At 31.7% G+C, this 26,139-nt stretch carries 34 protein-coding genes and 2 pseudogenes; 9 read left to right on the forward strand and 27 right to left on the reverse strand.

Features of this window, described 5'->3' with window-relative positions:
• Nucleotides 1-7: 7 nt before the first annotated feature.
• Nucleotides 8-1,273, reverse strand: a complete 1,266-nt coding sequence (locus ACWATA_RS15315; protein WP_155017190.1) for a Y-family DNA polymerase — start codon at nt 1,271-1,273, stop codon at nt 8-10.
• Nucleotides 1,274-1,532: 259 nt separating this feature from the next.
• Here ACWATA_RS15315 and ACWATA_RS15320 point away from each other — a divergent pair, with 259 nt between their 5' ends.
• The 3 genes from ACWATA_RS15320 (at nt 1,533) to ACWATA_RS15330 (ending at nt 3,207) form a co-directional block, all read left to right on the forward strand.
• A complete protein-coding gene (locus ACWATA_RS15320; protein WP_154991458.1) occupies nt 1,533-2,222 on the forward strand; it encodes a hypothetical protein in 690 nt (229 codons plus the stop codon).
• A 29-nt stretch (nt 2,223-2,251) separates the two neighbouring features.
• On the forward strand, nt 2,252-2,497 hold the full coding sequence (locus ACWATA_RS15325; RefSeq protein WP_228123044.1) for a hypothetical protein: 246 nt from the start codon (nt 2,252-2,254) through the stop codon (nt 2,495-2,497).
• Between the two features lie 353 nt (nt 2,498-2,850).
• Nucleotides 2,851-3,207, forward strand: coding sequence for a DUF4181 domain-containing protein (locus ACWATA_RS15330; protein WP_048021439.1), 357 nt, complete (start codon nt 2,851-2,853; stop codon nt 3,205-3,207).
• An 895-nt stretch (nt 3,208-4,102) separates the two neighbouring features.
• On the opposite strand, the gene ACWATA_RS15335 is transcribed toward ACWATA_RS15330, so the two are convergent.
• From ACWATA_RS15335 to ACWATA_RS15375, 9 genes and pseudogenes are all read right to left on the reverse strand, one after another.
• Nucleotides 4,103-4,528 carry a hypothetical protein gene (locus ACWATA_RS15335; RefSeq protein WP_033578676.1) on the reverse strand — a complete coding sequence of 142 codons (426 nt, stop codon included), beginning with the start codon at nt 4,526-4,528 and terminating at the stop codon, nt 4,103-4,105.
• Nucleotides 4,529-4,838: 310 nt separating this feature from the next.
• Nucleotides 4,839-5,261, reverse strand: coding sequence for a WapI family immunity protein (locus tag ACWATA_RS15340; RefSeq protein ID WP_443951612.1), 423 nt, complete (start codon nt 5,259-5,261; stop codon nt 4,839-4,841).
• A 45-nt stretch (nt 5,262-5,306) separates the two neighbouring features.
• Nucleotides 5,307-5,585, reverse strand: coding sequence for a YxzC family protein (locus ACWATA_RS15345; RefSeq protein WP_033578673.1), 279 nt, complete (start codon nt 5,583-5,585; stop codon nt 5,307-5,309).
• 69 nt (nt 5,586-5,654) lie between these two features.
• Entirely contained in the window at nt 5,655-6,179 is a 525-nt protein-coding gene (locus ACWATA_RS15350; protein ID WP_049164023.1) for a DUF2695 domain-containing protein, read from the reverse strand.
• 16 nt (nt 6,180-6,195) lie between these two features.
• Nucleotides 6,196-6,480: a hypothetical protein gene (locus ACWATA_RS15355; protein ID WP_049166355.1), complete on the reverse strand. Its 285-nt coding sequence runs from the start codon at nt 6,478-6,480 to the stop codon at nt 6,196-6,198.
• Nucleotides 6,481-6,606: 126 nt separating this feature from the next.
• A pseudogene (locus tag ACWATA_RS15360) lies at nt 6,607-6,963 on the reverse strand (barstar family protein); the annotation flags it as partial.
• 80 nt (nt 6,964-7,043) lie between these two features.
• Entirely contained in the window at nt 7,044-7,382 is a 339-nt protein-coding gene (locus ACWATA_RS15365) for an Imm8 family immunity protein (protein ID WP_033578671.1), read from the reverse strand.
• A gap of 39 nt (nt 7,383-7,421) precedes the next feature.
• On the reverse strand, nt 7,422-7,904 hold the full coding sequence (locus ACWATA_RS15370) for a hypothetical protein (RefSeq protein ID WP_154991460.1): 483 nt from the start codon (nt 7,902-7,904) through the stop codon (nt 7,422-7,424).
• A 98-nt stretch (nt 7,905-8,002) separates the two neighbouring features.
• Entirely contained in the window at nt 8,003-8,917 is a 915-nt protein-coding gene (locus tag ACWATA_RS15375) for a DUF4240 domain-containing protein (RefSeq protein WP_049164020.1), read from the reverse strand.
• Nucleotides 8,918-9,072: 155 nt separating this feature from the next.
• Between ACWATA_RS15375 and ACWATA_RS15380 the strand changes: the two genes are divergently transcribed.
• From ACWATA_RS15380 to ACWATA_RS15390, 3 genes are all read left to right on the forward strand, one after another.
• Complete coding sequence (locus ACWATA_RS15380) at nt 9,073-9,408, forward strand: hypothetical protein (protein WP_033578669.1); 336 nt, start codon at nt 9,073-9,075, stop codon at nt 9,406-9,408.
• Nucleotides 9,409-9,521: 113 nt separating this feature from the next.
• Nucleotides 9,522-9,998 carry an immunity 26/phosphotriesterase HocA family protein gene (locus ACWATA_RS15385; RefSeq protein WP_228123043.1) on the forward strand — a complete coding sequence of 159 codons (477 nt, stop codon included), beginning with the start codon at nt 9,522-9,524 and terminating at the stop codon, nt 9,996-9,998.
• 65 nt (nt 9,999-10,063) lie between these two features.
• Nucleotides 10,064-10,300, forward strand: a complete 237-nt coding sequence (locus ACWATA_RS15390) for a hypothetical protein (protein ID WP_033578667.1) — start codon at nt 10,064-10,066, stop codon at nt 10,298-10,300.
• Nucleotides 10,301-10,386: 86 nt separating this feature from the next.
• On the opposite strand, the gene ACWATA_RS15395 is transcribed toward ACWATA_RS15390, so the two are convergent.
• The 7 genes from ACWATA_RS15395 to ACWATA_RS15425 form a co-directional block, all read right to left on the reverse strand.
• A complete protein-coding gene (locus ACWATA_RS15395; RefSeq protein WP_154991461.1) occupies nt 10,387-10,764 on the reverse strand; it encodes a hypothetical protein in 378 nt (125 codons plus the stop codon).
• The gene (locus ACWATA_RS15400; protein WP_154991462.1) at nt 10,761-11,369 is read right to left on the reverse strand and encodes a YxiF family protein; all 609 of its coding nucleotides are present in this window, start codon (nt 11,367-11,369) and stop codon (nt 10,761-10,763) included. Before ACWATA_RS15400 ends, ACWATA_RS15395 begins: the two co-directional genes overlap by 4 nt.
• Nucleotides 11,370-11,496: 127 nt before the next feature.
• Nucleotides 11,497-11,823 carry a DUF6678 family protein gene (locus ACWATA_RS15405; RefSeq protein WP_154991463.1) on the reverse strand — a complete coding sequence of 109 codons (327 nt, stop codon included), beginning with the start codon at nt 11,821-11,823 and terminating at the stop codon, nt 11,497-11,499.
• Between the two features lie 71 nt (nt 11,824-11,894).
• Entirely contained in the window at nt 11,895-12,299 is a 405-nt protein-coding gene (locus tag ACWATA_RS15410) for a hypothetical protein (RefSeq protein WP_033578663.1), read from the reverse strand.
• A gap of 86 nt (nt 12,300-12,385) precedes the next feature.
• Nucleotides 12,386-12,919, reverse strand: coding sequence for a hypothetical protein (locus tag ACWATA_RS15415; RefSeq protein ID WP_033578662.1), 534 nt, complete (start codon nt 12,917-12,919; stop codon nt 12,386-12,388).
• A 60-nt stretch (nt 12,920-12,979) separates the two neighbouring features.
• Nucleotides 12,980-13,561, reverse strand: a complete 582-nt coding sequence (locus ACWATA_RS15420) for a hypothetical protein (protein WP_033578661.1) — start codon at nt 13,559-13,561, stop codon at nt 12,980-12,982.
• Between the two features lie 75 nt (nt 13,562-13,636).
• Complete coding sequence (locus ACWATA_RS15425) at nt 13,637-14,113, reverse strand: hypothetical protein (protein WP_033578660.1); 477 nt, start codon at nt 14,111-14,113, stop codon at nt 13,637-13,639.
• A 211-nt stretch (nt 14,114-14,324) separates the two neighbouring features.
• Here ACWATA_RS15425 and ACWATA_RS15430 point away from each other — a divergent pair, with 211 nt between their 5' ends.
• Complete coding sequence (locus ACWATA_RS15430) at nt 14,325-14,996, forward strand: hypothetical protein (protein WP_033578659.1); 672 nt, start codon at nt 14,325-14,327, stop codon at nt 14,994-14,996.
• Between the two features lie 648 nt (nt 14,997-15,644).
• Here the strand turns inward: ACWATA_RS15430 and ACWATA_RS15435 are convergent.
• The 4 genes and pseudogenes from ACWATA_RS15435 to ACWATA_RS15450 all read right to left on the reverse strand — a co-directional run.
• Nucleotides 15,645-16,067, reverse strand: a pseudogene (locus ACWATA_RS15435) (DUF7832 domain-containing protein); the annotation flags it as partial.
• 278 nt (nt 16,068-16,345) lie between these two features.
• The gene (locus ACWATA_RS15440) at nt 16,346-16,909 is read right to left on the reverse strand and encodes an SMI1/KNR4 family protein (protein WP_033578658.1); all 564 of its coding nucleotides are present in this window, start codon (nt 16,907-16,909) and stop codon (nt 16,346-16,348) included.
• A gap of 382 nt (nt 16,910-17,291) precedes the next feature.
• Nucleotides 17,292-17,555 (reverse strand): hypothetical protein, encoded by a 264-nt coding sequence (locus ACWATA_RS15445; RefSeq protein ID WP_033578656.1) that lies wholly within the window; start codon nt 17,553-17,555, stop codon nt 17,292-17,294.
• Between the two features lie 71 nt (nt 17,556-17,626).
• Entirely contained in the window at nt 17,627-18,067 is a 441-nt protein-coding gene (locus tag ACWATA_RS15450; protein ID WP_049164015.1) for a hypothetical protein, read from the reverse strand.
• Nucleotides 18,068-18,218: 151 nt separating this feature from the next.
• On the opposite strand from ACWATA_RS15450, the gene ACWATA_RS15455 reads away from it, so the two are divergent.
• The gene (locus ACWATA_RS15455; protein WP_052191885.1) at nt 18,219-18,791 is read left to right on the forward strand and encodes a hypothetical protein; all 573 of its coding nucleotides are present in this window, start codon (nt 18,219-18,221) and stop codon (nt 18,789-18,791) included.
• Between the two features lie 572 nt (nt 18,792-19,363).
• Here ACWATA_RS15455 and ACWATA_RS15460 read toward each other — a convergent pair.
• From ACWATA_RS15460 to ACWATA_RS15475, 4 genes are all read right to left on the reverse strand, one after another.
• Complete coding sequence (locus tag ACWATA_RS15460) at nt 19,364-20,107, reverse strand: alpha/beta fold hydrolase (protein WP_154991464.1); 744 nt, start codon at nt 20,105-20,107, stop codon at nt 19,364-19,366.
• 181 nt (nt 20,108-20,288) lie between these two features.
• Nucleotides 20,289-20,540, reverse strand: a complete 252-nt coding sequence (locus ACWATA_RS15465) for a DUF5316 domain-containing protein (protein WP_228123041.1) — start codon at nt 20,538-20,540, stop codon at nt 20,289-20,291.
• 203 nt (nt 20,541-20,743) lie between these two features.
• Nucleotides 20,744-21,670 (reverse strand): aldo/keto reductase, encoded by a 927-nt coding sequence (locus tag ACWATA_RS15470; protein WP_155017188.1) that lies wholly within the window; start codon nt 21,668-21,670, stop codon nt 20,744-20,746.
• Between the two features lie 215 nt (nt 21,671-21,885).
• Nucleotides 21,886-22,257, reverse strand: coding sequence for a MerR family transcriptional regulator (locus ACWATA_RS15475; RefSeq protein WP_033579506.1), 372 nt, complete (start codon nt 22,255-22,257; stop codon nt 21,886-21,888).
• Between the two features lie 261 nt (nt 22,258-22,518).
• On the opposite strand from ACWATA_RS15475, the gene ACWATA_RS15480 reads away from it, so the two are divergent.
• Nucleotides 22,519-23,697, forward strand: coding sequence for an MFS transporter (locus ACWATA_RS15480; RefSeq protein ID WP_033578650.1), 1,179 nt, complete (start codon nt 22,519-22,521; stop codon nt 23,695-23,697).
• A gap of 320 nt (nt 23,698-24,017) precedes the next feature.
• Here the strand turns inward: ACWATA_RS15480 and ACWATA_RS15485 are convergent, their stop codons facing one another.
• Complete coding sequence (locus ACWATA_RS15485) at nt 24,018-24,677, reverse strand: DUF3885 domain-containing protein (RefSeq protein WP_033578649.1); 660 nt, start codon at nt 24,675-24,677, stop codon at nt 24,018-24,020.
• A 215-nt stretch (nt 24,678-24,892) separates the two neighbouring features.
• Nucleotides 24,893-25,603, reverse strand: coding sequence for a type II CAAX endopeptidase family protein (locus ACWATA_RS15490; protein WP_049164005.1), 711 nt, complete (start codon nt 25,601-25,603; stop codon nt 24,893-24,895).
• Between the last annotated feature and the right edge of the window lie 536 nt (nt 25,604-26,139).

The following is a 26,139-nucleotide window of genomic DNA, read 5'->3' on the forward strand; positions in this document are numbered from 1 at the left end:
TCCTCCTTTATGCTTTATGACCTCCTAGAAGGCCGTTTCGATAACGAGCCGTTGAATGATCGAGATAGCTTGAGGCCCGTAGAACGCTATTCTTTCCATAACGAAGACGAATGTCATCGATCGTTTTTGCAAGTGCATAGGCTCTTTCCCGCTGATCAATATCCTCAAATAAGCTCATTTGTTCTTCTTCTTGAATGCGTGTGTTCGACAAGGAAATCCCAATGGAACGAATCGGCATTCCGCTATCATGTGTATGTAAGATGGTTAAACAATACGGAAAGATATCTTGGCTTAAATTCGAAGCTCTCCCCATTTTCTTTTGTCTTGAGAAGCCTCCACCTGTTTGTTTGCTGTAACCAATAGATAAATGAACAGTCTGAGCCACTACTTGATGCATGCGTAAACGAAAACATACATCGTCCAATAGCTCTAACAGCAATAACTCCACTTCTTTTCGGTTTGTATAATCATGGAATAGAATCTGACTTTTTCCAAATGAACGAGAGCTAGGAATGTACACATCAGAAATGCGACTGTAATCAATCCCATTCGCATGTTGATACAACTCTTCACCCAGAATGCCAAATTCTTTTTGTAACATCTCCTTTGAAGAAAGAGCGAGTTCTTTGATGGTGTGAATGCCTAACCGTTGTAAGCGTCTTTCCGTAGCAGACGAGATTCCCCAGAAATCCTTCATCGGATGAATGGACCACAGCTTAAAGGGAATATCCTCATACCGCCAATAAGCAACTCCTGTTGGGCTATTCTTGGCCTCATGATCTAAGCTCACTTTTGCCAGTAAGAGATTGGGACCGATTCCGGCAGTAGCTGTCAGCCTTGTTTTTTGATAAATCTCGTTGATGATTTTATAGGCTAATTCTTCTGGTGTTTTAGCGAATAAATGCAAAGAAGTTGTCGCATCAATAAACAACTCATCAATGCTGTACGCATGAAAGTCTTCAGGAGCCACATACTGTAACACCAAACTAGAAATATAGTTCGAAGCCTTGATATACCTCTCCATAGATGGATTCACGACATGGATATCTTTTCTTTTAGGAATATCGAAAAGACGGCTTCCCGTTTTGATTCCTTCTTTCTTTAGTAAGGGTGTGGCAGCTAACACAACCGATCCAGACCGTTTGATATCTCCTACTACCGCAAGCTTTGTTTTTAGCGGATTCAATCCCCGTATGACAGAAGAAACTGAAGCGAAAAATGCCTTCATATCGATGCATATAATGACTCTGTTTGGTAGCTGGGCATAATCCATTGAAAGAACTCCTTAGATAAAGAACGTTTGTTCTCTATTATATACGAACAAACGTTCTTTATTCAATGGAAATTCTAAATTTTTCCCGATTATTGTTACTGCAATATGATATATCTCTTTTTAATCAACTTACAGAAAGGTCTATATAACTATAAAAATAACAAATTATTATTTTTATGTATATTTTTGTTACATTTTCTGTTTTTGTATAGTATAATTTCTCATTGTTGACAAAATATGAAAAAGGGGAGAAAATCAAGTGGTAAAGAATCGAATTTTAGTTAAAGCCTTTTTATTAATGATTTTAGGTCTATTTTCGTTTAGCAGTATATCTTACGCAGATGAATGGAACGATGATGAATTTCAGAAGTTAGTTTTGGAAGAAAAAATTGAAGTATATGGATTAGATGAACTTAAAAATGCAGGGATTTTAGAGAACGATGCAATCAACAAAGTTACATATACTGCTTTTTTTGAAGATGGAGTTAGTTACGATATCAATTTACAAGTGACTACAAACACAAGTGGGGCTATTACGGCTGTTGTATCTGATGCTTCGACAAGTACTTTTGAAGCTTTAAAAAGAAGAGGTAAACCTAAAAAGGGAAAGAATAACACTGTTCCATATAAATTAAATGGTGGAATGAACAAATCAAGCTTTATCAATGAGCACGCATATGATAGGCATAAGTATAATCCAAAGAAAAAATCTACACCTAATGATACTCAATATGGTCGCAATGTTGATGTCAAAAAATTAAGAGAAGAAACTATGAATAATTACGATAATAAATGGTCACAAACTGATAAAAAAGGAAATACTCAAGTTTTTTACGCTAAACGTTTTGATTCTAATATTAGTACCTCAGATACTTCGACAAGAGATCATAGAGTTATAATAAATAAAAGCAACTCTGCAAAGAGTACGCAATTTCCACTAGCATTCTAATTGTGCTATAGATAAGGGGTAGACAACAAATGATTAACGTAAAAAAAAGCCAAGTTTTTATAGAGCTTGATATAGCTAATTGGGATAATACTGAGTTTGGTAGCACTTTGTATGAAATGTGTGAAACTAACAAAGAATATGAAAATGATTTAGTTGAAGTTCACCAAGTTGTTTTTCTTGGTAAACGAAAAAGCCAAGATCATTATTTAATCATTTTAAATATTACTCAGGATATAAACAATTTAGGTAAACCTGTAGAAAATTTATATAGATAATCTAAGAGGCTGGGCTTTGTCCCGGCCTCTTATTATATTCTAGTTCACATAAGTTTAATTATCGGAACCATACAAAAATATGAGCTCTTGGTATACAAGGGCTCTTTAACTTTCCATCTTTTCTTTACATAGTTATTTCGTCATTACATCATCTTCCTCAGTAACATATATTTTAAATCTTTATAAAACGCAATTTTATAACTTTCAATTGCTACTATGTTTTCATTCACAAGTGAAGCCTCTTCTTACTGTTCAATAAAACCTGCCTTAAATCATATGATTAATTCCACAACAAGTGGATTAATTTAATTAAAATAGAAAAAAATGATATTATTGGATATTAGGAGGTATTTATGTACAAATTTTTGATTTTTATTATAGTAGCGTTTTATATCGCTCATTATGTCGAAAAATACTTAAGAAAAAAGATGCACTTAGAAACCGATCCAGATATTTATAGAAAAAAAGTAAACAGGTGGCACTCAAGAATAGAAGTTGTACTATACATAATATTTTTATTTTCCCTAAGCTATTATAATCAAGTTCCTATGTGGATTATTTTAGCTGCTTTTTGTATTGTTTATCAGGGATTTAATATATTTATGGAATGGAAATTTGCAAGAGAAACAAAGGAACACCTTTTAGCCGTTATCTTCTTCTTCTTTTATTTAGCTTCTATAGGAGTTGGTACTTTGTTAAATGTATTTTAAATAGGAGTTGAATATTATTGCTAAAAACATTTTTATACCTCTTACTATTATTGTTAGTAGCATCTCTTATTACAAAGTATCTTGCTATAAAATTAAATGTTAAAGATGACCACGACACTGAAAAAATCATGTAAACAAGTGGCATAAATGGGTAGAAAAAAGTTTTTATATTGTTTTTATTATACTCTTTATTGCTTTTGAACAGCTTCCTATGTGGGTCATGTTAATTATTTTCTGTTTATGTTATTTAAGTTTCCGAATCTTTATGGAGTGAAGATATAACAGAGAAACTAGGGAATATTTAATATCATTTAGTCTCCTGATATATTTTTTAATAGCAATTATTATTGGAGCAATATTGAATGTTTTCTAATGGTTTATTTATACATACACAAAGAGCTATGTACGTTATAAAAAGCATAGAAAATAAATACACTATAATACATAAGAGCAGGTGGAAATAATTTTTATACCTATATTAGTTTTACTAGTTGGTTTGTATCTATTAATCTCGGGAATTTTAATCATCGTAAAAGATAAAAACACAAAAGGAAAGACTAAAAAAACTTTAGTTGTTTTAGCAGTAGCATCCGATATAGTTACTGATCCAGTGTCGTCTTCTGGGTTCCGTATTATGCTTGGTGCTGTTCTTATAATAGGTGGATTAATTTTATTATAAGAAATACCTATTGGTATATAACTATGTTTCAAAAGGATTCATATCGATTAACCGGTATGAATCCTTTTTTATTACTAAAAATGTTCGTAAAAGTGCATGGATTCCAGAAGACGTTCGTAATTGTTTTTATAACTTAAGCAAACGATAAAGATGATAGATTTCTTACGAAAAAGAAAAGTTCGTAAAGGTATACCTTTACGGACTATGTATTCTTTATCATTTGAATGTAAAGACTTTTACTACGCTCAAATTATTATCTCTATACAAAGAAAATTGATACTTTCCCGCAGAAAGTTTTCCTGAACTAATTTTAAATTCGTAACCCGCAGTGGCCTCGTCATTAGGAATAATTTCTTCCATTAAAACATTGCTCTTATCCTTGATATTAGCTAATTTTAGTACAAACTTTTTATTTTGTTTTTCCTTTTCCGAATTTTCTTTAAAATGTGTAGAGACGATTATTTCCTTATTTCGATCCACTTTATTCTGTGGATCAATAATGTGTTGAGATTCATCATTTGTTTTATATCCTATTTCTATATTATCTCTTTTGATTTCTCCATCTTCTTTGAGTATAAAAAAGAAAAAAGTAATAGAAATTAATAGAACAAATAAAATCAAAAACCATTTACTTTTTGACATGTAAATTACCTACTTTGTTATATTATAGTAGATTTATACCATAATAACGTTTTATTCACAACAGTATATACAAAGGAGCTTTTTTAAGATATTAGGGCATGTAATTCTGGGGATTTATGCCTTTGCGAACTGTACCTTTTTATAGGATAATCGAAAGCTACGTTATTGAAATTTTGAATTTTTGTTATCATTGATCTTTCTAAAACAATTTATTGTATATACACTCTTAGTTAATGTAGGAGAGGTTTTGAGAAATAAAAACACCAAGGTACTTTACCCTACCTTGGATTTCCTTTTTTCATTAATTATCTCAGCTAATATCCCCATATTGACTCAAAAATGTTTTTAATTCATTTAACGTAGCTAAAATAAAACTTTGATCACTTTCTATTTCAAATTGCAGTACGTTTTCCAAATAAGGCTTCTCTCTATAATAACCTTGGATAACGACTTGACCTAGATTATTAAATTCAAATTCTATTTGAAGAGACGTTTCGTAGTTTATAAAAGTGGCTATGCCTTGGAGGGTATTATAGCATTTGTTTAATGCTTGATAAAATTCATACATATCGTTTGTAGTGAACCACAATTCTCCTAATACATAGTAATTCCCAGTCTTTATTTCAACCGTTCCTTCAATATCATAACCTCCAAAATGACTTTTTTTATTGGAAAACCCATATTTCTTTTCTGACTTAATTTGAATAAAGCCCTGTTTACCTTCAATTTTAATTTGATTCTTGCATCTCTTTTCTCAACGATAGTACTTATATCTTTATTAAGATAATTGAATACCATGTTTTATTTTCTCAATCCATTCTTGAATTTGTCTATTGTCGTAGAAATATATATCGGGTTCCATCTCTAAATCGATGCCTAATAAGAAAATAAAGTATTCATGTAATTGATTCTCATTTAAGGAAAGATTACTTCTATTATCTAGATTTTGAACCCATTTGTAGGCCCACATATTAAATTGCTCTCTAGATACGTCTCCTTTGAGAACATCTTCTAGCTTATTTATCAAATCTTTGTTTGTTGGCTGACTTTCAAACATTCGTTTCACCTTTTCAAAATAGATATTTATTAAAGTTAGTAAAATAAAGACTTTCAGTAGTACTTTAACCTAATCGATCACATTCATAAGAACTTCACAATCACAAAAACCACCATGATTTTGTAAGGCCTTTACTAACTTAGACTTTTTGTTTCTTAACACGTTTATATCCAACCACTCTCTGGTATAAATTAACGTATGATTACAACCATACGATTCTAATTTTTCTTGTAGATATATTTCTAACGATTTTAATTGCTCTGATGTTATTCCAAGCTCTTTCCATTGGTTTCCGTATTCTGTTAGCATAGCTAATCTTTTTAGTAACTTTTTATCTTTTTCGCCAAGAGATAGGGCATTCTGAAGTGCCGTTAAGGCCTCGTTATAATTTAATAGATATTCTTCAGCCTCCGATAGCAATTGCCAAGCTAAAGCATTAGTAGGGTATTGGTTAACATAATCCTTTAAACCTTTTCTTGCTACTAAAAGATGAGGAATGGCCTTTTTTGAGGGAGCTCTTCTTTGATAAGACCCTTGCATAGCTAATTTTTGTCCTGTGATTAATTCAATCCGTAAATCCAGTAAATTATCCATCTACGTACCCCCTTGTTTAAAACCAATATGCCTTCATTCCTCTTAAGAATTCTTGGGTAATGGGCAATCCAGAGCTGTAACCTATTACAGAATCAATCCCGCAGTAAGGACAGATAGCAGTATCATCGTCAGTGTCTATCCATTCTTCAATTTTCATCGGATGAAACATTTTCAAACAGTAAAAACAGCCGCATATTTGATCTTGGACTAAATTCTCCTTATTATTCTTACAAAATTGATGTGCTCTTTGGAAATTCTGTAATGCTTTATCCTGTTTTTCTAGTTGAAAGGTATTTACCAGCTCTATTCCTGCATCAACAAGCCTTTTTTGAAATATTTCCTTATGTACATCACCACATTGAAAAATAATATGAAAAGGAGTCGGTTCCGTAGGGAAAGAATCATAATACCTACCTTCAGTCCATTCTTGAATAGTGTTTTTTAAAATATTGATTAAAATTTTAAAATTTTTCTTCTTCTTTTTTAAAATGAGATGTGCGTCCGTAATGAATAAGATGTATCTATCTGCAGGAAGCCAATCTAGATCATTTAAACACTCGTCAAAAGCAGCCCAATTCTCTCCAAAATAATCTGGGAATTGGAGAGCAGCAGCCCATTCATCCATTAGACCTGTGATATTCCTACACTTTTTTCCCCTAATTACTTTGAATTCTGTCTTATTTAATTCCCTAGCTTGAACCTGTAAGTTAAATAATAATGCTGTATCTCCTACAGCTATATGAAAATAGGGAGCCCCTAACTTAATTAATTGATCTAAATTCATTCTCTGCCTCCCTTGAGCATATATGTAAAATAATCCTGTTAATTTAACCTTAGTCTTCGTAAAAGGAATTCCAAACTTTATTACGTTTCACACTCTCTAATAGCATATCGACTAACTGCAAGTAAGCATTCTTCCCAACTTGGTCTGCTGCAATGTAGGAGTAATTTCTTAAGTCGATCTTCTACAGCCTTAATATTAAAATCATTCATAATAAATAAGCCTCTACTTGTTTCGATTTCTTGGTCTTTTAGCATTGAACTTAGTCTACAGGGGCTCGTAACATATATTGAAAATACTTCTATTGGGCTTTTATGTCCTTTTATTCCAATGTCAGCTTCTAATTTGACGTAAAAATCGTTATGATTCTCTCCCCATTCATCATCTATAATTGTTAAATCATATAAATGTAGTGTCAGCAATATCTATCATTCTCCCTTCTATACCAAGTAATCTAGTACTTATTCAAAATCATCAGGACACCAAATGGCGATATTATCGCCTGGGGTTGCTACTAAAAGCCAATCACAACTCCCTCCTGAAAAATGATCTCCTAATTGCCAACATTCATAGTTAGAATCGTGACCATTCACAAATAAAACTTTCCCTGATTCTAGCGTGATAATAAGGTGAGGAGATGAAGTTCCTAATACAAGATCCACTACCTTTTCTCTTCTCATGTCCCAAATATGCTTAAAATGCTGCTCTTCTGTATTAAATGGCACATCACTCTCTGATGATGGGTACGTATCATTAAATTCAGAATATACAGTCCAAGTTGTCTCGATGTTTAATACAAAATCGCCGTCTTCTTTTCTAGTGTAGTTAGTAAAATACAATAAAGTTATGGCATTATCGGTCCCAAACTTCACGCCATCTATTTGACTGCCTATAAGTAAGTGCTTCAGAATCCGTTCGGTAAATGTTTTATCTTCTATTTTCATTGTACTTACCCCTTTACGATTGTTTTGGTGTATACCCTAGAACAAATTAAGTACTGCAAATCTCTTTAGATATTAAAAAATGAGCTAAAAAGCCCACTTTACTGTAAAAATCCTTCTGACCAACCTTTTCTATTTGAAAATGTCTCATAACTACAGCCACTGTCATATTCGAATTCTTTCCCCTTTTTTAAATAATAAGCTTCCGACGAAAGAGACAGTAAGGTTTCAAATTCAGTGTCCTTGAGCATTTTTGAAGGATTAGATAAGACATCTTCAAAAACTTCTTTACCACGAGCGACTACTGCACATCGTGCATATAAGAAGAGGTCAGGTGAGAAATGTTGATCTTGTTGAGAAAAACAATATTCTCCTATTTCTTTTGCATGTTCTTCTGTATCTAATAAGAAAAGCTTATAGGAGAGAGTTTCTTCAAAATGTCTTATTTTCCATGCAGTGAAAGTAGAAAGTTCTTTGATAGCAGCCTCTACAATCGCCTCTTCATCTTCCTTACTCCAGTCTAATAAAGAAATAACCCTCCAAAAATTTTTCTCATCCAACATTTTTTTTGGTTTTGATATAGAGTTTTTTAAAGCGAGAGCTTCATCTTCTTTTTGAATTTCGAGTGCAAATCCTTCAGGATCAGTTTGTCTACGCCACTCAAAATAAACTGATAGAGCACAGTCTTTTGACCAATTTCCTCCGTATATATTAGATTCGATTCCCTGTTCCTCTGTAGTTAAGGACGTATTTCCAATAAAGATTAACTCTTTAGGAATTCTTCCATCTACCCACTTATATAATGGTTTCTTTGCATCACCTATTATAAGTTCGGTAATCAAAGCTTGATGAATTTTTTCAGAGTCAATTGTAGGTATTTGTTTGTCTATATAGCTTGTAATGCCAAGAAGATAAGAGCGATCAATTATATTCACTACTTTAACTGCACCATACTTATTCATCGGTAATGGGGTAGCAAAGATATCTCCTACTTGCACAGCTCTCTTTGAGTTCACTATATGTAATTCCTTTCAGTTAAAAGTTTAGTTATAAGTAGAATAACAAGTAATGCTAAAAGTGTATATAATAGACAGAGCTAGTTACCCTAGTAATCCCTTATATAATAATGTCCTAGAACTATATAGAAACCTTTTTATAGGAGGTATTAATATTGTTTGTACGTTTATATGTTACAGCAAAAAATAAAACTGAAGCTGAAAAAGATTTAAAATTTTTTTTAGAAAAGATAAACCAAATATTAGTTAAAGCTAACGTAGAAAGATTAGAGCCTTACTGGAAATTCGATGATGTATATGTTGTAGAACTCAATTTAATCGTGAAAAAGGATTTAAGTCTCAACGAACTAACTCAATTATTAGAGACGATTTCTGATAAATGGCAATACTATGGTGACCCAATTAATGAGTTTTTAGCTTCAAAAACGGCTGAAGGCTGTAACTATATATTAAAGGGTGTAGAAATGATCAACATTTATTTAGATGAATAAGATATAAAAAGTTAGTTAACATAGCCAATCCTTATACAAAGGAATGATTAGATTCATCTGCTAAACTAAATGCTAAAGAGCATTTAGTATCATTCGAGGAGGACATCCAAATAGTGAAGAAAATTTCATATCCATTTTATCCAAAATCAAATAGATATCTCATGCCCGGTCAATTTTGGCCCATTCCTTTAAGTGACGGAAGATTTGCTTGTGGCAGAGTATTAGAAACTAGTCCTGAATATACAAAAAACTTCATCGCTGGTTTAATGGATTGGGTAGGAGATGAACCACCTACTAGTGAGGATTTGAAAGGACGAATCATACTTAAACAAGGTGATGGACATATTAAAATGATACAAGAAACAGCCTTAGATGGCATGATTTCTGGTTATAGGGATTTAGAATTAGACAATTTAGAGGTAGCTTATTTTAAATCACAAGAAGCCTTTGCAGATAATTGTATGTTGCAAAAAGGATACACAGAAATTCGACCTATAACAAGAGAAGAACAACAACTGTATAGTACTTTTTCTACATGGGGTTACAGCGTCATCAAATTTAGGGCCGAGGATATGTTTGTTAAGAAATAAATATTACTAAAAGATAAATAGACTTTTATCAAGATAGAAAATATATAGATGAATGGGTGTTAATGATGGATAGTAAAAGAAAATACTTTAAATATAATGAAGACGATATTCTTGAAATACTTTCTGAGTACCTTTATACAGACTGTAATTCTGAAACCATAGGCTCAAAGGCAATAATACTCGGTGAACCTGGGAAAGATCTACGATTAGTTGCAGTTGTAGGGGATGGTGAAGACGAGAAGCTTTATGAAACAAACTTAGTGGAAGTTGATCAAAAAATAGATTTCAATGGTTCACATTAAAAATACAATCTAGTTGACGTAATCAGGACTATGAGAACACGTAAAAAAGAGAGGAGACACAAATATCTCTTCTCTGTCTTAATCTGTTATCTATAAAGGTTCTGGTTGATTGCCCTTTTAATAGGACCTTTTTTAGCAAAATGCCATTCAATGACATGATCTGCCAACCGATCATATAAGTCATCTTCTAAATAGGGTTCATACTCAGAAGTAAGTAGGATATTTACATCAGATTGAATTTCTAATAATATATCTGGCTCAAACACGTCGTTGTCATTTAATATTTCTAAAATATATAAACCCAACATTTCAAAACCTTCATCCCAATTCCCATTCCCATTGCTTTGAGCTTCCCATTTTAGTTTTTCAATTGCCCTAATTAGTTCACCCTCTACAATGTCTGATTGCCCATTTTTAGGGACATATTTAGTCCATATTTCTTTCGCTTGTTCAAAGTATTTCATTTGTTCTCCCCCCAGTAACTAACTGAATAGAAATATTCTTCATAAGAAATATTTAATCCAAATTTGAAATCAGGAGCAACTATGTAGAAGTGTGAATACATAAAATTATTTCCCATAAATTCTGTTATGTTGTTATATAAAGTATTGTTTAAACCTTTATCTATCATAATATTTCCTATTATATTATTCATTCCATGTCCAATAATAACGTTATGTTCTTTCAAAAAAAACATAGAGTTCCCTAATTTATTTAAAGTCTCTTTTAAATATTGTTTGTCTATATGTACTGTACCTGTCTTTTCAACAAGCTTATGGAAAATTAAAAGGTGCTTATGAGATAACCTAATGCTTCTTGATAATTCTCCGCGAAGGTGTTTATTAATTTCATTGCTATCGAGAGAATTGTACAGCTGAAATATCTCTTCATAACAGACTTGCTCCTCTAACAATCTGTTATGTTCATTCGTTTCTTTACAACTCTTAAAATCTTCAATTCTTAATTTATAGTCAAAATATTTACCAAAAAGAGCAATAACCTTTTCTCTTTCGTTTCGTACATGGTTTTGTTTTAATAACCTTTTCATTTTCTGCTGTCTACTATCCATAAAATTCTCCAAACTTAAAAATTCTCTTAGTTAAGAGTTCGATTATTTAAAGAATATCAATCTATTTCAATGATGTATACCATATAAACTTATTTACCATAACACGAATTATAAGAACCATCAGCTATTATAAATAATCTATAGGATTGTTATTTTGAACGTATCCATAAACTTTTATAGCATTATCTTTCGTTTCTCCTGGTACGTTAATTGTTCTAAGTTCATTTATCACTTGGCCCTTCTCTTCCAAATTTTCTACCTTTATTTCTAACCATTCAATGTTTTTATAATTACCTTTGAAATGATAAAACCAATCTCCATCCCAATCACTTATATACTTAGTTTTGACATCTTGTGTTCTCCAAAATGCATTTATAGAACAATCATTCATTTTATTTTTAATTTCTTCCCATTTGGTATTATTCATTACTGATTGATATTCACAAAACCTCATAAAAAAGCCACTCCCTTAGTTGTCATAAGCATAATTATCCTCAGAAAAGTTATTTGGTACATATTAAATTATTAATTATCAATAATTGGTGATTCCTTAACACCTAAAACTTCAATGCTGTTACAATAAAAATCGATATCTTGATTTTCTACATCATGCACTTGAAATCTAATATTTTCCCAACTTCTATCACGAAGATCTATTATCTCTAATATAGATAACTGTAAAGCTCCCCCACTCGCATATAGTTTGAAATTCCCTACGCTATAAAAATTCATACTAACTTCATGAAAGGTATGAGCACCTTTAGTTTTTAAAAGAAAGACTATATGTAAATTAGTTTTGTTCTCTTCATCAAACAATAAACTGTTTCTATACTCTGTAAAGTACCTTACTTCTATAATATATTTCATATCTAAAAAAGAAAAATCTGGTGAAAGACTAGTTAGCAAATGAAAGTTTTTTATTTTTAACATTTTAATAATCCTCTCTTCAATATAACTTTTCTACAGGTTCCATATATAATGAGTTATTTGTGTTGCCACGGTGGATATCTCACTAGCTACTCTTTAATTCGCATGATTGGATCTTGATCATGAAATCCTATACATAAAGGAACATCAACTTTGATGTTTTTTACAGCTTTCGCGAAAGCTACAAGCGTTCTTACAATTAAAAATAGCGTTATAACCCTTTCTTTTTCCGTAGCATCAAAACCGTTCTCTTGATAAATCTGAGCAAACTCTTTGTTACTAGGTCCTTCAATTTCGTCTATCCAATCACTGGCCCAGTCATCATCTTCTTCAAAGAGACTACTATATCCATCACAAATAAAAAATGTACTTTCCCAATCACTATCCATATCATATTCAAAATAAATGGCTTTTGCAGACTGTGCATTTACTATATGCACAGCTTCTTGAAGGCTACTCTTTACTTGCGTTTGAAAAGTATCTAAATTTATATTATGAATCCGTTCTGCTTCATTACCTTCCACGTTAGTAGAGCATAATTCATAATACTTAGCTTCCATTTCTTCGTATGATTTCTCAAACAATTCTCCTTGTAGTTCATCTAAGCAATCAAAGATATTCATTAAGTTTCTTCCTTTCCATAAGTACCGTCTAAATAATTAAAAGCTAATGATCGATACTTACTATCTAGGTAATTTTCTACGTTTTTTTTGGGGTGTATATATAGAATCTGAACTTGAAGACAGTGCTTGTACTAACGCACATTCATATAATTCTTTTAATGTATCGCTCTCCGCATAAACCTTCATATATTCAATACCGTTAGAGGCCGAAAAGCAAAGACCAACTAGCTTTTCTTTCGTAACTACATCTTTACAAAATCTAATAGCTGCAGCACTTTCTCCTGAATTAGGATTTTCCGAAATACTAGGATCATAACAGGAAGTGAAAATATTTAGCTTCTTAAGCTTTTCTGGCTCTAGAAAGATTAAGATAGAACCTCTCTGCCATCCTGTTGCATTCCAAAGTTGTTCATATCCTTTGATGACTTCCTTTTTTAAATCTAGTTTGTATTTGTTACGAGTAAAAGAAAGTATATCATTACACTGTTGAAATAATTCTGTATCTTTTTTGAGGCCATACACATAGCACTCTTTGGCACACAAGAGTAGTGGTCGGAGAATTAACTCATGTGCTGGAAGTACCTCATTTTCTTCATAATCGTAGTATCCATTTGGGATTAAGTTAACAAAAAAATGATCCAAAAAAGCTCCACCTTTCAACAAAAAATCAATTATTTTAATGGAACAAATACTGACTATAAAAATTTAGCGTTTGTTTCATTCGGATATATCTTTAATATCAAATTCAAATACAGATTTTTTCTCCTCTTTAGACATGCCAGTAAAAAACTTTTTATGTACTCTTAATTTTCTCGTCTTTTCAGGTAATATCGTTTCTAACCATGTGGCTCCTATAGGAGTATGCTCTGGTTTAGCATTTATCTTTTCGAGAAATTCTTCATATTCTTTTAAAACTTCCTCATTTATGAGTGAAACATCTATTTTCCTGTTTTCATAATCAAGCCTAGCAAGATCTTCTGCTGTAATATATCCTTCAATTGTCTTTACAACTCCAAATTCTGAAGGCATACGCTTACTATTTAAAGAAACGAAGAAATAAAGATAATTTGGTAAACGAAAAAGTCCCTTTTTTGTATCTTTTTTATTTGCAAGATAGAGCCAATCTCCCCGGCTAGCATAACAATTTAAATCTTTATTATTAAACCCCACTAACATTTTCTTGTACTTCTTCATAATAGTAACTCCCTCATACAATAATTAGCTTAATTATATATTCTAAGTTGTGAATGTTGTATAAATTTACAATATAGTCGGGCAGGTGAGCGCTCGTTAGAGTACACACTTGCCCGACTTAAGTGAAAATCTATATCTCATACAACTTATTAAACATAACTTATGTTGAGGTATAATAAGGTTACCAATTATATAAAAGTGAGGACTTATAATGATAAATGAACCCTATGGACAGCATTGGAAGGGTCATAAAGGATTTAGAGCTATTGAAGGTAGTGGTGTTTATAATCATCGTTTCGGAGGACAAGAATGGAATGTACCAAAATGTCAGTTATGTGGCGAAGATTTACATCAGATTTTATGTTTTGATCTAAAGGATGATAGATTAAGTGAACTAAGAACTTCTAAACTTGAGGAATTACCTTTAATATCATGCTTAAATTGTTCTACTGTATGGGAGCCTCAACTATTTCAATTAAATCCAACAACAAAAAATGTTACTGTTTTAAGCCAAAATGATAAGGGAAAATGGATTCAAGACGAAGAAGATAAAATACCTGTTCCTCTTCCTTATACGAAATTCAAACTTATTAATATGTTAGGAGAAGATATACCAGTCAATGAAGACGCCTACTATGATGCATTTGACTTATTTGGTCGGGAGTATATATGTAGAGTGTTGGGAGCGCCTCTATACGTGGAAAATCCAAATGATATAAGCTGTCCAACCTGTAACCATGACATGCAATATGTTTCCAGTATCACTCATGATTTTGAAGTAGATCTTGTATCCGTGGTGGACCTTTTCTTGGGAGAAATGATTATCTATTTTTATTTTTGTAAGGAATGTTTAACCCTAAAAACAGAGGTACAAGGTACGTAAGCTAAAAAAAGCCCTCGTAAGGGCTTTTTTTACTTCTAATGATAAAAATATTATGGTAACTAAAATGTATAATTTTACGAACATATACCTTTCTATTTTTTAATATAGATAATGAATTTAGTTACCATTTTCGTCAGACCATTTGTCTTCACTATCGATCCATTTGTTCTTCTTTAAATCAAAAGATTCTATATCATCATGAAAGTCTAGATAAACAGGCAGCTTTATTCTATTATCGCCAGCTTTATTCCAACAAGAAATAAACCAGTTTGAAATCAATTCTTTCTCAGCAGCAGATATTTCTTCTTCATTTTGTTCATAAAAATCCCAAAACTCATCTGAATGCTCGTCGGCTAGCTCATAGTATTCAAACTCTTCAAGTAGCTCATAACTACCTGAAAAAATGGCACGATTGTTTCCTTCATAGAAAATTTCATTCGCTTCATTGTCCATAGAAAACATCCTAATAGACAAATCAAATGGCTGAATGAAGATTTCAAAGTCTAGTAAGTCAATGTCCTTATAATAATGAAAAGTATGTACTTTTTCGATATTGTTAATTAACTTATCTTCATTTTGTTCAAGTGTTTTCTTTAATGAACCAATATATGAATCAACCGTAAATAACTTATCACCTTTATTTTCTTCTTTTGTATGCTTCCAAGTATCAAAACGCTCATTAATCTTTGTATTAATAGCCTCATAATTATTCCACGTATCTTCTACCTCATAAAGGGATTTTATATGAGGAAATATAGCTTCATAATCATCTAAATAAGTACCTTTATCGAAATCAAAGTAATCTTTTGTAAAGGCCCTTCCTTCCGCATTCAGCATATCGCTGGCAAAGACGCCATCCCATTCCATATATATTTCAGTTCCGGTCATGTTCTTTTGTTTAAACTTTATAATCTCCTGCGCAGCTTCTTCTTCAAATTCTTTGCTATATAGGTTTTCTTCAATAATCCAACCGAGATACATTCCAGTATGAACGAATGCCTGCTTTTCACTCAAGTTACTTGGAAAATCTCCTTCATAATGCCATTTAGCTTTATCATAGACGGTTATCATGGCCTCTTCCTCTTTCTCTATATCTTCTATTAAGGTAGTTTCTTCTTGTTCACGACTACTTTTTTTATTTAATGAGTCTTCGCAGCCTTGCAGGAACAAAATAATAAACACAAAAAATGGAATGCACTTTAATTTATACAAAATTCCCTCCATGAATTACATTAAAAATAAACGATATACTGCATTATATACTGTAGAGGTTAAACAATATATATTAAACCAATGAAAATAAGATTATAGCAAAAAAATGTAGTCTCTAAAAAACTGGTTTAGCTTAATCATTGTTTGCGGCTATAACTGCTTTTTAATTGCTTTGGATTTAGTGGGGGTACACGAAATAACTGCTTTAGAAAATCATCGAAAGTATCTGCTATTTTGATATACTCCCATTCTATAGTATCGTTTGTTGAAGCTGAGAAGTTTTCTGCGATATACATAACAGTAGGATCTTGTGATCTATTACGATAATCCAACACGACCCAATAGTGAAAATCCGTCCACAAAACCACAAATTCACCGGTGAGTTTGACTTCTTTTAATAGTTCTTTGGAAGATAAGATACTTATGTCATCATTTTCAAAATGTATAGGGTCAATTGAATCAATATTTGCTCTTCCTCCATAAGGAATACTTTCTGCATCGCCATCAGGTAACATAAAGTGTGGGTAGTTTAATCCCCCACCATTTCTTATTTTCAGTAAATCCAATAATGAACTAGGTAACTTAATACCTAAAATAACTTCAGCTTTCTTTATGATTTCATCATTTATCGGATAATCTATACGCTTATATTTGCTATCGTCGCTCCAAAAACTATCTCCCAAATAAAATTCTTTTTTCAAAACTTCACCTTCTTTAATTTAACTTTATACTCAGACAGAAAGTATCTCTTTTGTTATTAGCTATTTTTAGACTCACCTTAGCGCTTCACTATCAGCTCTACGCTCCTACAATAAATATTGCACGATTACACCTTATATTTAACGTGAAAATAGTTATCGGAAATGAAAACCCAAGGCTATTACACGGCCTTGGATTTTCTTCTTGTATAAATCTCGATAGCAACTATGCCAAATGCGACCCCATAAGCAGTAGAGAATGCTTTTAGGAAATCAGCCTGAGATTTAAGTAATATATTAATAATTAAATTACCTCCAAAAAAGACTAGAAAATATAACAAGAATTTTATAGCACCTTTTTTCAAAACCTGTACCTTCTTTCGCTTTACGTGTTGAGTAATTGTTTTAATTCCTTTTTAAAGCTTTTATAATGCCAATTAATATGATCAAGTTCGACCTCTATTTCAATTAATTGATCTATTAGCTTCTCTTGGTCTAGTGAAGAACTAAGAGTGTCTGTAATCAATCGATCAAGTTTATTACTACTTTCGTAAATATCGTTTAAATCAACTGCTAATTCAACATATTCCTTGCTTGAATCGAGTAAGGAAATCTTCTTTATGAGTTCATCTACAATAGTTGGTTTCATTCTATCTCCTCCCCTTTAATTAGTGTATATTCTAGGTACTTCAAGCCTTCATAAAATGTTATTGAAGATGGTTAGAAATCTAAAATTGAATCAATGTTTTCGGCATATTCATCAACTAGTTGAGACCCTTTCTCTTCAGCTTCTTCCTCCTCTAATTCCTTATCCTCCAACCACTGTTGATAATGACAAAGTTCATGAGCAATGCTTTCTAACATCGCATACAATGCATCTATTTTTCCTCTTTCTCTGATCAAGTCTTTATAATCTCCAGTAGCAATACGGATATATGGTTCAACATCTTTTTCGTAGGGAGCAAAGAAAGTGGCTGTTACCAACTCCTTTGTCGTCCGGTTCTTAATTTGATAATCCTTTTTTAGGTAAATAACAACTCGGATAGGAAACTCCATTTGCGTTCTTAACCATTTGCAAAAGTTAATGCACACTATTCTTACTTCTGGGTCTACGCCAGGCTCACTCCTTAATCTTAAGCCTGCTCTAGGATAGTCATTCATGCTTATTTCCTCGCATTCAATCTTTTAGTGACATTAGTAGTTTAATAGAATGATTTAGTTCCATAAATTTCTTTATTTGTCATATTATCGACTCATTTTATCATACATCATGTATAATAAAGAAACTTAATAATAGAAAGTCGGGAACGAATTGAAAAAATTTCTTCTTTATATGTTATATTTCTCTCTTCTTTATGATGTGGTTCATTTAGTATATAGGACTATAGCAAAATATAGCCTTGAGAACCTCGTTTATGACGCCTCTTTAGTAATAAGAGATTTAATTGTCATTTTGATTATCTTTAAGATCACTCGTCCTAAGAAAAAGCGAACAAAGTTTAAGCACTTTCATAATGCGGCTATTATTGCAGAAATGGAAAGAAAATACGAGAAAGCACTTGAGATTAGAAATGAAGGTCTAAATCTTTCAGGGTTGAGCAATGCGGAGCGCGCGGGTCTACATGCTGGAAATGGAGGAACATACCTCTATTTGAAGGATTATAACAATGCTACTTTTTGTTTTGATAAAGCTTTTGAACTAGTTCAAGAAGAGAAATTTCCATATGATAAACAATACATTGAGGTTATTGATAGTTATGTAAAAGCGAATCGAAAAGAGGATGCTCTTAAGTTAGTGGAAAGTTTATTGCAACGGCAATCTTATCATAAGAAATTCAAAAAGTTAGAACCCGTAAGAGAGAAATTATTAACAAAATATAATTAACCTTATTTACAATACATAGTCATGAGTGGGATTACCAAACCTCTTAATTCAATATAGGTTGTAAAATTAATATTTAAAAATATTGAACGGAGTGTAATTATATTGTTCATTTTAGTTAGAAACTCTTTGATACTAGCTATTGGTTTTTATTTATCAGCCATCTTTTTACCTGAGGTATTGCATATAAACGAAACTGTTTCTAAATATTTAATGGTAATACTTGCTGGCCTATTGATTCTTAGATCACGAAATAAATGGTGGTTCAATATGGTTTCTGTCATTTTAGGGCTTGTTATTTTCTTAATTTTCCTTGAGATGACCCTGTTATAAAGGGGAATGATGTATAAAAGGTAGTTTTTTTACTCATTCTTTCTTCGTTCATGCTAATCATAAATACTAATAAATCAACAATGTATAAAAAGTTGCATAAAAGAGAAAAAGAGAACTTCTTCGAACCCTTGGGGCGTAAGGGTTCTCTTTTTTGATGTCTTCCGGAAAGAGTGATTATGTTAACTATGATTGTATATGATATTCATTAACATAATTCAATTAAACACAGTATTGTACCAGACTTATTTTTTTACTTCTTTCAATGCATCTTTAATAATATCTATGATAATCTGAGGTTGATCAACGTGCAGTAGATGTCCTGCATCTTTAACAATAATATGTTTACTCTTCGTTGATAAACGTGTTAAATCACGTTGAAATAGATTCCATGCAGCAAAAGATTCCGTTGTGTGATAAGACTGTAGGCCAGCGCTCACAACTGTAAGAGGTACGTCTCCTAATGATTTAACTTCACTTATTTGTTCAAAGCTTTTTTCAATGTCATCTATAGAACCTTCGATTGAAAACTGGTTAAAATAAATAGACCTCATTTCTTCAGTGAATAATGGGGGCATAATTTTGTTTTGATCTTCATGACAGGAATCTAAAAGAATAATTCCTGCTATTTCTTCAGGATATTTGCTAGCATATAACCTTACATTAGCTCCTCCAATTGAATGACCTACAAGTACATATGGTGGTTTAATATTGGCATTTCGTAAAAGAGTATGTAAATTCTCAACGGACTGCTTACTGTCTTTTGGTCTATCGTCTTGTTCACTTTCTCCTAAGCCTGGTCTATTGTAGATAAAAAACTGTGCAAATTTTGAAATTTCCTCTTTGATTGGGTTCCAGTAATCAGAAGTGCAGCCATATCCAGATTCAAATATAATTGTCATATTTTCATTTTGTCTTTCGAAAAATTCGTAATAAAGTTTAATACCACCAATATCTTGCATCATTCCTAATTTAGTGACTTCTTTCATATAAAAAACCTCCAAATATATCCATATCATTTTTAAGTATAAGGTAAATGCTACAATAAGAGCTACATTTTATTTGGAAGTTCCTAGAACAAACATTATGTTAACTAGAGATGTATGAAATATACATTGCAAAGAACCAAAAAATAGCACTACCCATTCAAACTGGATAGTGCTATTTTTATTAATTTATTATATAAACCAATGCTGCTAACAAATTAGGAACAGCTAGTGAAATAAATCTTTTAGCGTCTTCTCTACGCCCTATTTTACGTGTTTCTTTTTCTGAAGAGAAAGATCCTTTGTTTCCTAAAATCAAGCTATCAATTAGATATCCTAATGCAAGCGCAACAGATGCTACCCCTAAGGTTCCTGATACATAATAAATATAACTCCAGTTTCCAGTAAAATAAGAAGTTCCTAATACAATGATCAATGCTATTGTCCCTGCTATGAGTCCTTTTTTAATTATAATAATCCCTCTTTTTAAAAAAATAACTTATTTGTATTTTACCGTAAGATTCCCAGAAAGATAGGGGTAAAAGGAATAATTAAACTAAACGATGACATGACTAAGAATTGTGTAAGACTTAGAACACGCATATTCATTTTCCAAACTTCCACTTTAGCTTACTTCTCTTACTTATTTATTAAATTCATGGAGGTTGAAGGATAACGATTGCCTGCTGCTCTACCAATTGGAGCAATTTCATCAATAATAGCTTTAATATCTAGGGGTAAATTTATATCTGTAGCAGCCACATTCTCTTCTAAATAAACCTTTTTCTTTGTTCCAGGTATCGGAATAAGATCATCTCCATTGGATAATACCCAAGCTAAAGCAAGTTGTGATGTACTAATATTCATTTTGTGCGCCACTTCTTCTAATTTCATAACTAAAGAGAGATTATGATTAAAATTTTCTTTTTGGAATCTAGGTGTATTTCTTCTATAGTCATTTTCCGGAAGTTTACCGATGGATTTAATTTTACCTGATAAAAACCCTCTTCCTAGGGGGCTATAAGGTACAAGAGAGATTCCTAATTTACGGCAAGTTGGTAAAACATCTTCTTCTACTTCGCGGCTCCATATCGAGTATTCAGTTTGTAAGGCATCTATGGGATGTATTTTATGAGCACGTTGAATTGTTTGAGCAGAAGCTTCTGATAGACCAATATGACGAACTTTTCCTTCTTCTATTAGCATTTTCATAGCACCTACTGTTTCCTCAATTGGTACCCTGGTATCAACGCGATGCAGATAGTAAAGATCAATATAATCTGTTTGTAGACGTTTTAGACTTGCTTCACAAGCTTGTTTTACATATTCAGGTTTCCCATTAATTTCAATAACTTTTCCAACTTTATTTCTAACAAAACCAAACTTTGTAGCTATGTTTACGCTACTTCTTTGATTTTTTAAAGCTTTTCCAATCAATTCTTCATTTTTACCTAAACCGTACTGATCTGCAGTATCAAAAAAGTTAACTCCTAGGCTCAAAGCATGGTGAATTGTTGAAATGGATTCACCTTCATTTTGATGGCCATAATATTCAGACATACCCATACAACCTAATCCCAAAGCTGAAAAAAGATCCAATACTTCTATATTTCATTTATTTTCCTCCTTTTGTTTTTCTATACATTAGCAGTATATCGATTAGAGTACGCTATAAGGCAAGGGAGAAATAGTTCATTTATAGAAATAATTGGTATTTACTAATTAAAAACAAAAAAAAGACCTCTTAAGTAAGGTCTCATTAAACAAATTTGTTAAATAATTTAAATTTTCTCCTCCAACTTTTTATAATAATCGATTTTTTCACTGATTTTTGTTAGATTACTTTCTAGTTCTTTTATTTGTTTAAGAACATTTTCTTGGTGGATTTCTAATAATTCTCGTCGTGCGGTTGCTGTAGAATCGCCTTGACGCCTTAATTCTGCAAATTTCTTCATGTTAATTATCGGCATTCCAGTTTTACGTAACTTGATAAGAAAATCAATCCATAAAATGTCGGTTTGCCTGTATGTACGGTATCCATTTTCGTCTCTCTCAATATTACTTAGTAGACCAATATTCTCATAATAACGCAGAGTATATGTACTAAGGCCTGTAATTGAGGAGATATTCTGAATTGCTAATAGTTTTTCCATGAACATTATTATAACATATTTACAATATTATACAGATTCTAAATTGATGATTATAGAAATTACTATAGTGTATTGATACAGGTGACTATAGTTTAATTCTTAAAGGGTAAACATTAATTGGAGTATAAGCTGTTTTTTATTTATTAAAAAACTTCATGATTTATAATGAAAACCTTCTGAAATACCTAAAATACATCTTGCATTAGAGCGCACTATAAGGAGTATTCTTTAATCTATATTTATATTTCAGGAGGACTTACAATGAATAAAGGAATTTTTATTTTAGCAGTTACAACATTTGTTGCCGGTACAGTGGAATTAGTAATCGCAGGTATATTAGGGATGATTGCTGAAGATTTACATGTTTCTGTAGGAACAGTGGGTCAGTTGGTTTCCATTTTTTCTTTTGTTTTTGCGTTTGGAGCACCTACACTTATTGCTTTAACTTCACGAATTGAACGACGTAAATTGTTGCTTATAGCCATGCTTATTTTCTTGGGAGGGAATATTTTATCTATATTCAGTATGAGTTTTACAGCCTTATTAATCGCTAGGGTTATTCTTGCAGCTAGTTGTTCTATCGTAGTTGTTGTCTCCGTTACAATGGCTGCTAATACAGTTGCTGCTGAATTAAGAGGGCGTGCTATAGGAATTATTTTTATGGGCTTAAGTGCTTCACTCGTGTTAGGTGTACCATTAGGCACGATAATTGGTGAAAATTTTGGTTGGAGAATGACATTTTTATTAGTTGCAGTACTTAGTATTATATCTATGTTAGGGATTATTAAATTTTTACCTAAGGTTTCTCCACAACCTACGGTATCTTTACTTAAACAAATAGCTACATTGAAAAGTAAAAAGATTGTTTCAATACATCTTATATCTGTTTTAGAGTTAACAGGACATTTTACTGTTTATACTTATTTTACACCATTTCTTCAAACTACAATGGGATTATCAACAAACATGATTAGTATTGTTTTACTGATTTTTGGTGTAGCTGGAATAGCAGGAGGATGGATTGGTGGCTGGTCTTCTGATAAATTTGGAGGAGCTAGAACTATTTTAATATCTCTCGTGTTATTTGCAACTTCTTTATTTGTATTACCATACGCCACAGGATCAATAATTAGTTTACTAATTGTAGTTATACTATATGGAGCGTTAGTTTGGGCACTTAGTCCAGCAGTACAAAATTATCTTGCTAAAGCAGCACCTGAATCTTCTGATATTCAGCTAGGTTTAAATACTTCATTTTTACATCTTGGAGTGGCTTTAGGTTCGGGATTTGGAGGTATATTAATCAACCATTACCCTGTTACAACGAATCCTTGGGTTGCAGGTATAATGGTTACTTTAGCACTTTTTTCAGCAGTTTACTCTCTTATGAAAACTAAACAAGATCGTGTTTCCACTAGATTAACGATTTCTAATAGATAAAGATAATTTCTATAAAAACAAAAAAGCACAAACCACTATAGGGGACTGACCCCATATGTAGGTTGTGCTTTTTTAATCAAAGAATAACATTTTAACGCTTTAAAGTAAAGCTTGAAATCGTTTTTAGTCATTTCTTTTCTTCTTAGTAAAAATTTAATCCCAGTAGTTATAAAGAACTTCCCCTACAGTAATTGGTTTCCAATATGCTATTTGTGCTAATTCTGCATGGTTTAGTTGGTTGTCATTTTTTATTAGAACAGATCCTTTTTTACGCATATATAGTAACCTTTCGTTCAGTGACTCTGCATTTAATAATGTTTTTATTTAAATAAAAGATCTATTTCTTCCCGGTCATAATCTAAAATCCAATGATTATATTCTTCATAAAGAAACTTTATAGATTCTTTATTAGAGGCTAATACATCACAACCTCGATCATCATACAAATGAAAAATGATTTCTTTAGAAAGATTAACAAAATAAATATCATAACCACTTTGTGGGTTGTTTTTAAGTATGCTAGATGGATGATCAAAGTCTTCATAACAAATAGCTTTTAAGAGTTGTACATATTTTAGTTCTGGTTTCTTACAAGAAAGTACAAATCGATGAGTGACAGATTGATCATCTGCCTCATCAAATACACTAGGTAAAGGATGATGACTTAATTGATATAGCTTTTCCTTATTTTTTATGTATTTTAAATATACGTTTAAAGGTCTTTTTTGGAGGAAGATATCTTTTTTTATGGAGTGTACATCCGTAACAAGAAGAATCTCATCTTCTTCTTCAAATACTGCTTCAAATAATCGGATTGAACGATAAAATGCTTGCTCTAAATGTTCCTTCTTATAATAATGTATCAAAGGATCCGATATTTCAAAACGAATGCTATTTTTCCATGAATAAAATAGAGAAGGGCCTAATATTAGTCTTTCAAAATGTTTTTCTAAAAATGAGTGTAGAATATCATGGTTCATATATTTTTCTCCGTGGTTTTTGATTTTATTTTAACATTTTTCTAAGTAAATTCTTTATATACGATATAAAAAGCTCTCTTTATAAATTCTGTTCTCAGAACACATTAAAAAGGAAATTTTATGAAACTTCAATACTCAATTTAAAGGTAGAAATGAATAGTAATAAAAAAACACCTGAATAATAATTTATTCAAGTATCTCTTGATAATAGTGATTTAATTTTCTTTAATTACACTTGAAGGGCTCTTTTTATTAGGCAAAAAGACAAACTTCGAATCAATAATGAAATGTAGTGCGATAGGAACCCACAAAGAGCCTGTCCCCACAAGAAGAAAAAACATAATGCCACCTAAATAGGAAGTGAATAGTACCCCTTTCCAGCCTTGGTATAGGTGAACAATTCCAAATAACAGACTTGAAATAATTCCAATTGCAACGGTAGATAAATGAAAAGGGAGGTGGTCGAAATAATGAAACATTGCACCACGAAAAATAATCTCTTCGCAAACTCCTGCTGTAACTGCTACCAAAAGAAAAAACAGCCTTTCCTTGAAGTTTGATGGCAACAGGAATTGAATACTCTCATCACTTAATCCTTCGGAAATTTTCTCTCTAGCATTTTTGGAAAAGGAAATCATAAAAACAATCATTATAATACTAATTCCTGCCCCCACTCCCGCAGACAGTAAAAAATCTTTATCTAAAGAAAATAAAGGTTTTTTAATAGAAAATAAGTTGTTAAACGTGTGTTTAGTCAAAAACCAATAGACTAGAAATATGATGACCAATATCCATTGAGTAATAACAATTTCCCCGTACATTCTCCATTTGTTTAGTTGATTACTTTTTATTTTCTTTAAATAAAAATAGTCCCATACTGGATACCCTACAATAATTAATAGTAAAAACAGAGTAAGAAATATCATGTTTATCACCTCTTAGTTGTTAAATATTTTCAAACCCATTTTATTATAACATTGTGATTTTTAGTAATTAGAATAAATTATGTTTTATTTTCCAATTGTAAACAATTAATACTGTAACCATTTTTGTATTGAATATTAACAGAAGACAGGTGTTAACACTGAGACAACTGTCTAGGGTTCCTATTTAATGAGCAAAAGAAGTCCCCCCCCTCTCCCAAAAGGTAGGTTCTTTTGTTTTTAAGTTCTATTTAATTTTTTTATACCTCTAGTTTTTATAAACCAAGTTATTGGCGCAGATTCAACTATATGGTAAAATAACCCTTTAAAGGATTAATAAAGAAATAGGAGTGTATTTTATTTGTTACATGTAGTAATACCGCTTTTAGTACTAACAACTGTGCTCTACTTTTTCATTTTAAGAGCTAGAATAAAAAAGGTAGGTTTTCAACCTAAAGAACTTCTCTCCAGTTTATGTTTTTATATCATATCCATTAATTGTTTTTTATCGATGTGGCTAAATTATAACGGTACAATAA

This window comes from Priestia sp. USM5, assembly GCF_058323215.1.

Bases quoted from the DNA above. Each gene is read 5' to 3' on its own strand.
- ACWATA_RS15405 (WP_154991463.1), bottom strand. From the start codon at position 11,823: ATGAGGTTTTGTGAATATCAATCAGTAATGAATAATACCAAATGGGAA.
- ACWATA_RS15415 (WP_033578662.1), bottom strand. From the start codon at position 12,919: ATGAATATCTTTGATTGCTTAGATGAACTACAAGGAGAATTGTTTGAG.
- ACWATA_RS15315 (WP_155017190.1), bottom strand. From the start codon at position 1,273: ATGGATTATGCCCAGCTACCAAACAGAGTCATTATATGCATCGATATG.
- ACWATA_RS15445 (WP_033578656.1), bottom strand. From the start codon at position 17,555: ATGAAACCAACTATTGTAGATGAACTCATAAAGAAGATTTCCTTACTC.
- ACWATA_RS15410 (WP_033578663.1), bottom strand. From the start codon at position 12,299: ATGTTAAAAATAAAAAACTTTCATTTGCTAACTAGTCTTTCACCAGAT.
- ACWATA_RS15345 (WP_033578673.1), bottom strand. From the start codon at position 5,585: ATGTTTGAAAGTCAGCCAACAAACAAAGATTTGATAAATAAGCTAGAA.
- ACWATA_RS15490 (WP_049164005.1), bottom strand. From the start codon at position 25,603: ATGATATTTCTTACTCTGTTTTTACTATTAATTATTGTAGGGTATCCA.
- ACWATA_RS15425 (WP_033578660.1), bottom strand. From the start codon at position 14,113: ATGAAGAAGTACAAGAAAATGTTAGTGGGGTTTAATAATAAAGATTTA.
- ACWATA_RS15485 (WP_033578649.1), bottom strand. From the start codon at position 24,677: ATGAACCATGATATTCTACACTCATTTTTAGAAAAACATTTTGAAAGA.
- ACWATA_RS15430 (WP_033578659.1), top strand. From the start codon at position 14,325: ATGATAAATGAACCCTATGGACAGCATTGGAAGGGTCATAAAGGATTT.
- ACWATA_RS15400 (WP_154991462.1), bottom strand. From the start codon at position 11,369: ATGGATAGTAGACAGCAGAAAATGAAAAGGTTATTAAAACAAAACCAT.
- ACWATA_RS15460 (WP_154991464.1), bottom strand. From the start codon at position 20,107: ATGAAAGAAGTCACTAAATTAGGAATGATGCAAGATATTGGTGGTATT.
- ACWATA_RS15475 (WP_033579506.1), bottom strand. From the start codon at position 22,257: ATGGAAAAACTATTAGCAATTCAGAATATCTCCTCAATTACAGGCCTT.
- ACWATA_RS15395 (WP_154991461.1), bottom strand. From the start codon at position 10,764: ATGAAATACTTTGAACAAGCGAAAGAAATATGGACTAAATATGTCCCT.
- ACWATA_RS15480 (WP_033578650.1), top strand. From the start codon at position 22,519: ATGAATAAAGGAATTTTTATTTTAGCAGTTACAACATTTGTTGCCGGT.
- ACWATA_RS15470 (WP_155017188.1), bottom strand. From the start codon at position 21,670: ATGGGTATGTCTGAATATTATGGCCATCAAAATGAAGGTGAATCCATT.
- ACWATA_RS15330 (WP_048021439.1), top strand. From the start codon at position 2,851: ATGTACAAATTTTTGATTTTTATTATAGTAGCGTTTTATATCGCTCAT.
- ACWATA_RS15325 (WP_228123044.1), top strand. From the start codon at position 2,252: ATGATTAACGTAAAAAAAAGCCAAGTTTTTATAGAGCTTGATATAGCT.
- ACWATA_RS15390 (WP_033578667.1), top strand. From the start codon at position 10,064: ATGGATAGTAAAAGAAAATACTTTAAATATAATGAAGACGATATTCTT.
- ACWATA_RS15370 (WP_154991460.1), bottom strand. From the start codon at position 7,904: ATGAAAATAGAAGATAAAACATTTACCGAACGGATTCTGAAGCACTTA.
- ACWATA_RS15450 (WP_049164015.1), bottom strand. From the start codon at position 18,067: ATGAATGACTATCCTAGAGCAGGCTTAAGATTAAGGAGTGAGCCTGGC.
- ACWATA_RS15350 (WP_049164023.1), bottom strand. From the start codon at position 6,179: ATGGATAATTTACTGGATTTACGGATTGAATTAATCACAGGACAAAAA.
- ACWATA_RS15335 (WP_033578676.1), bottom strand. From the start codon at position 4,528: ATGTCAAAAAGTAAATGGTTTTTGATTTTATTTGTTCTATTAATTTCT.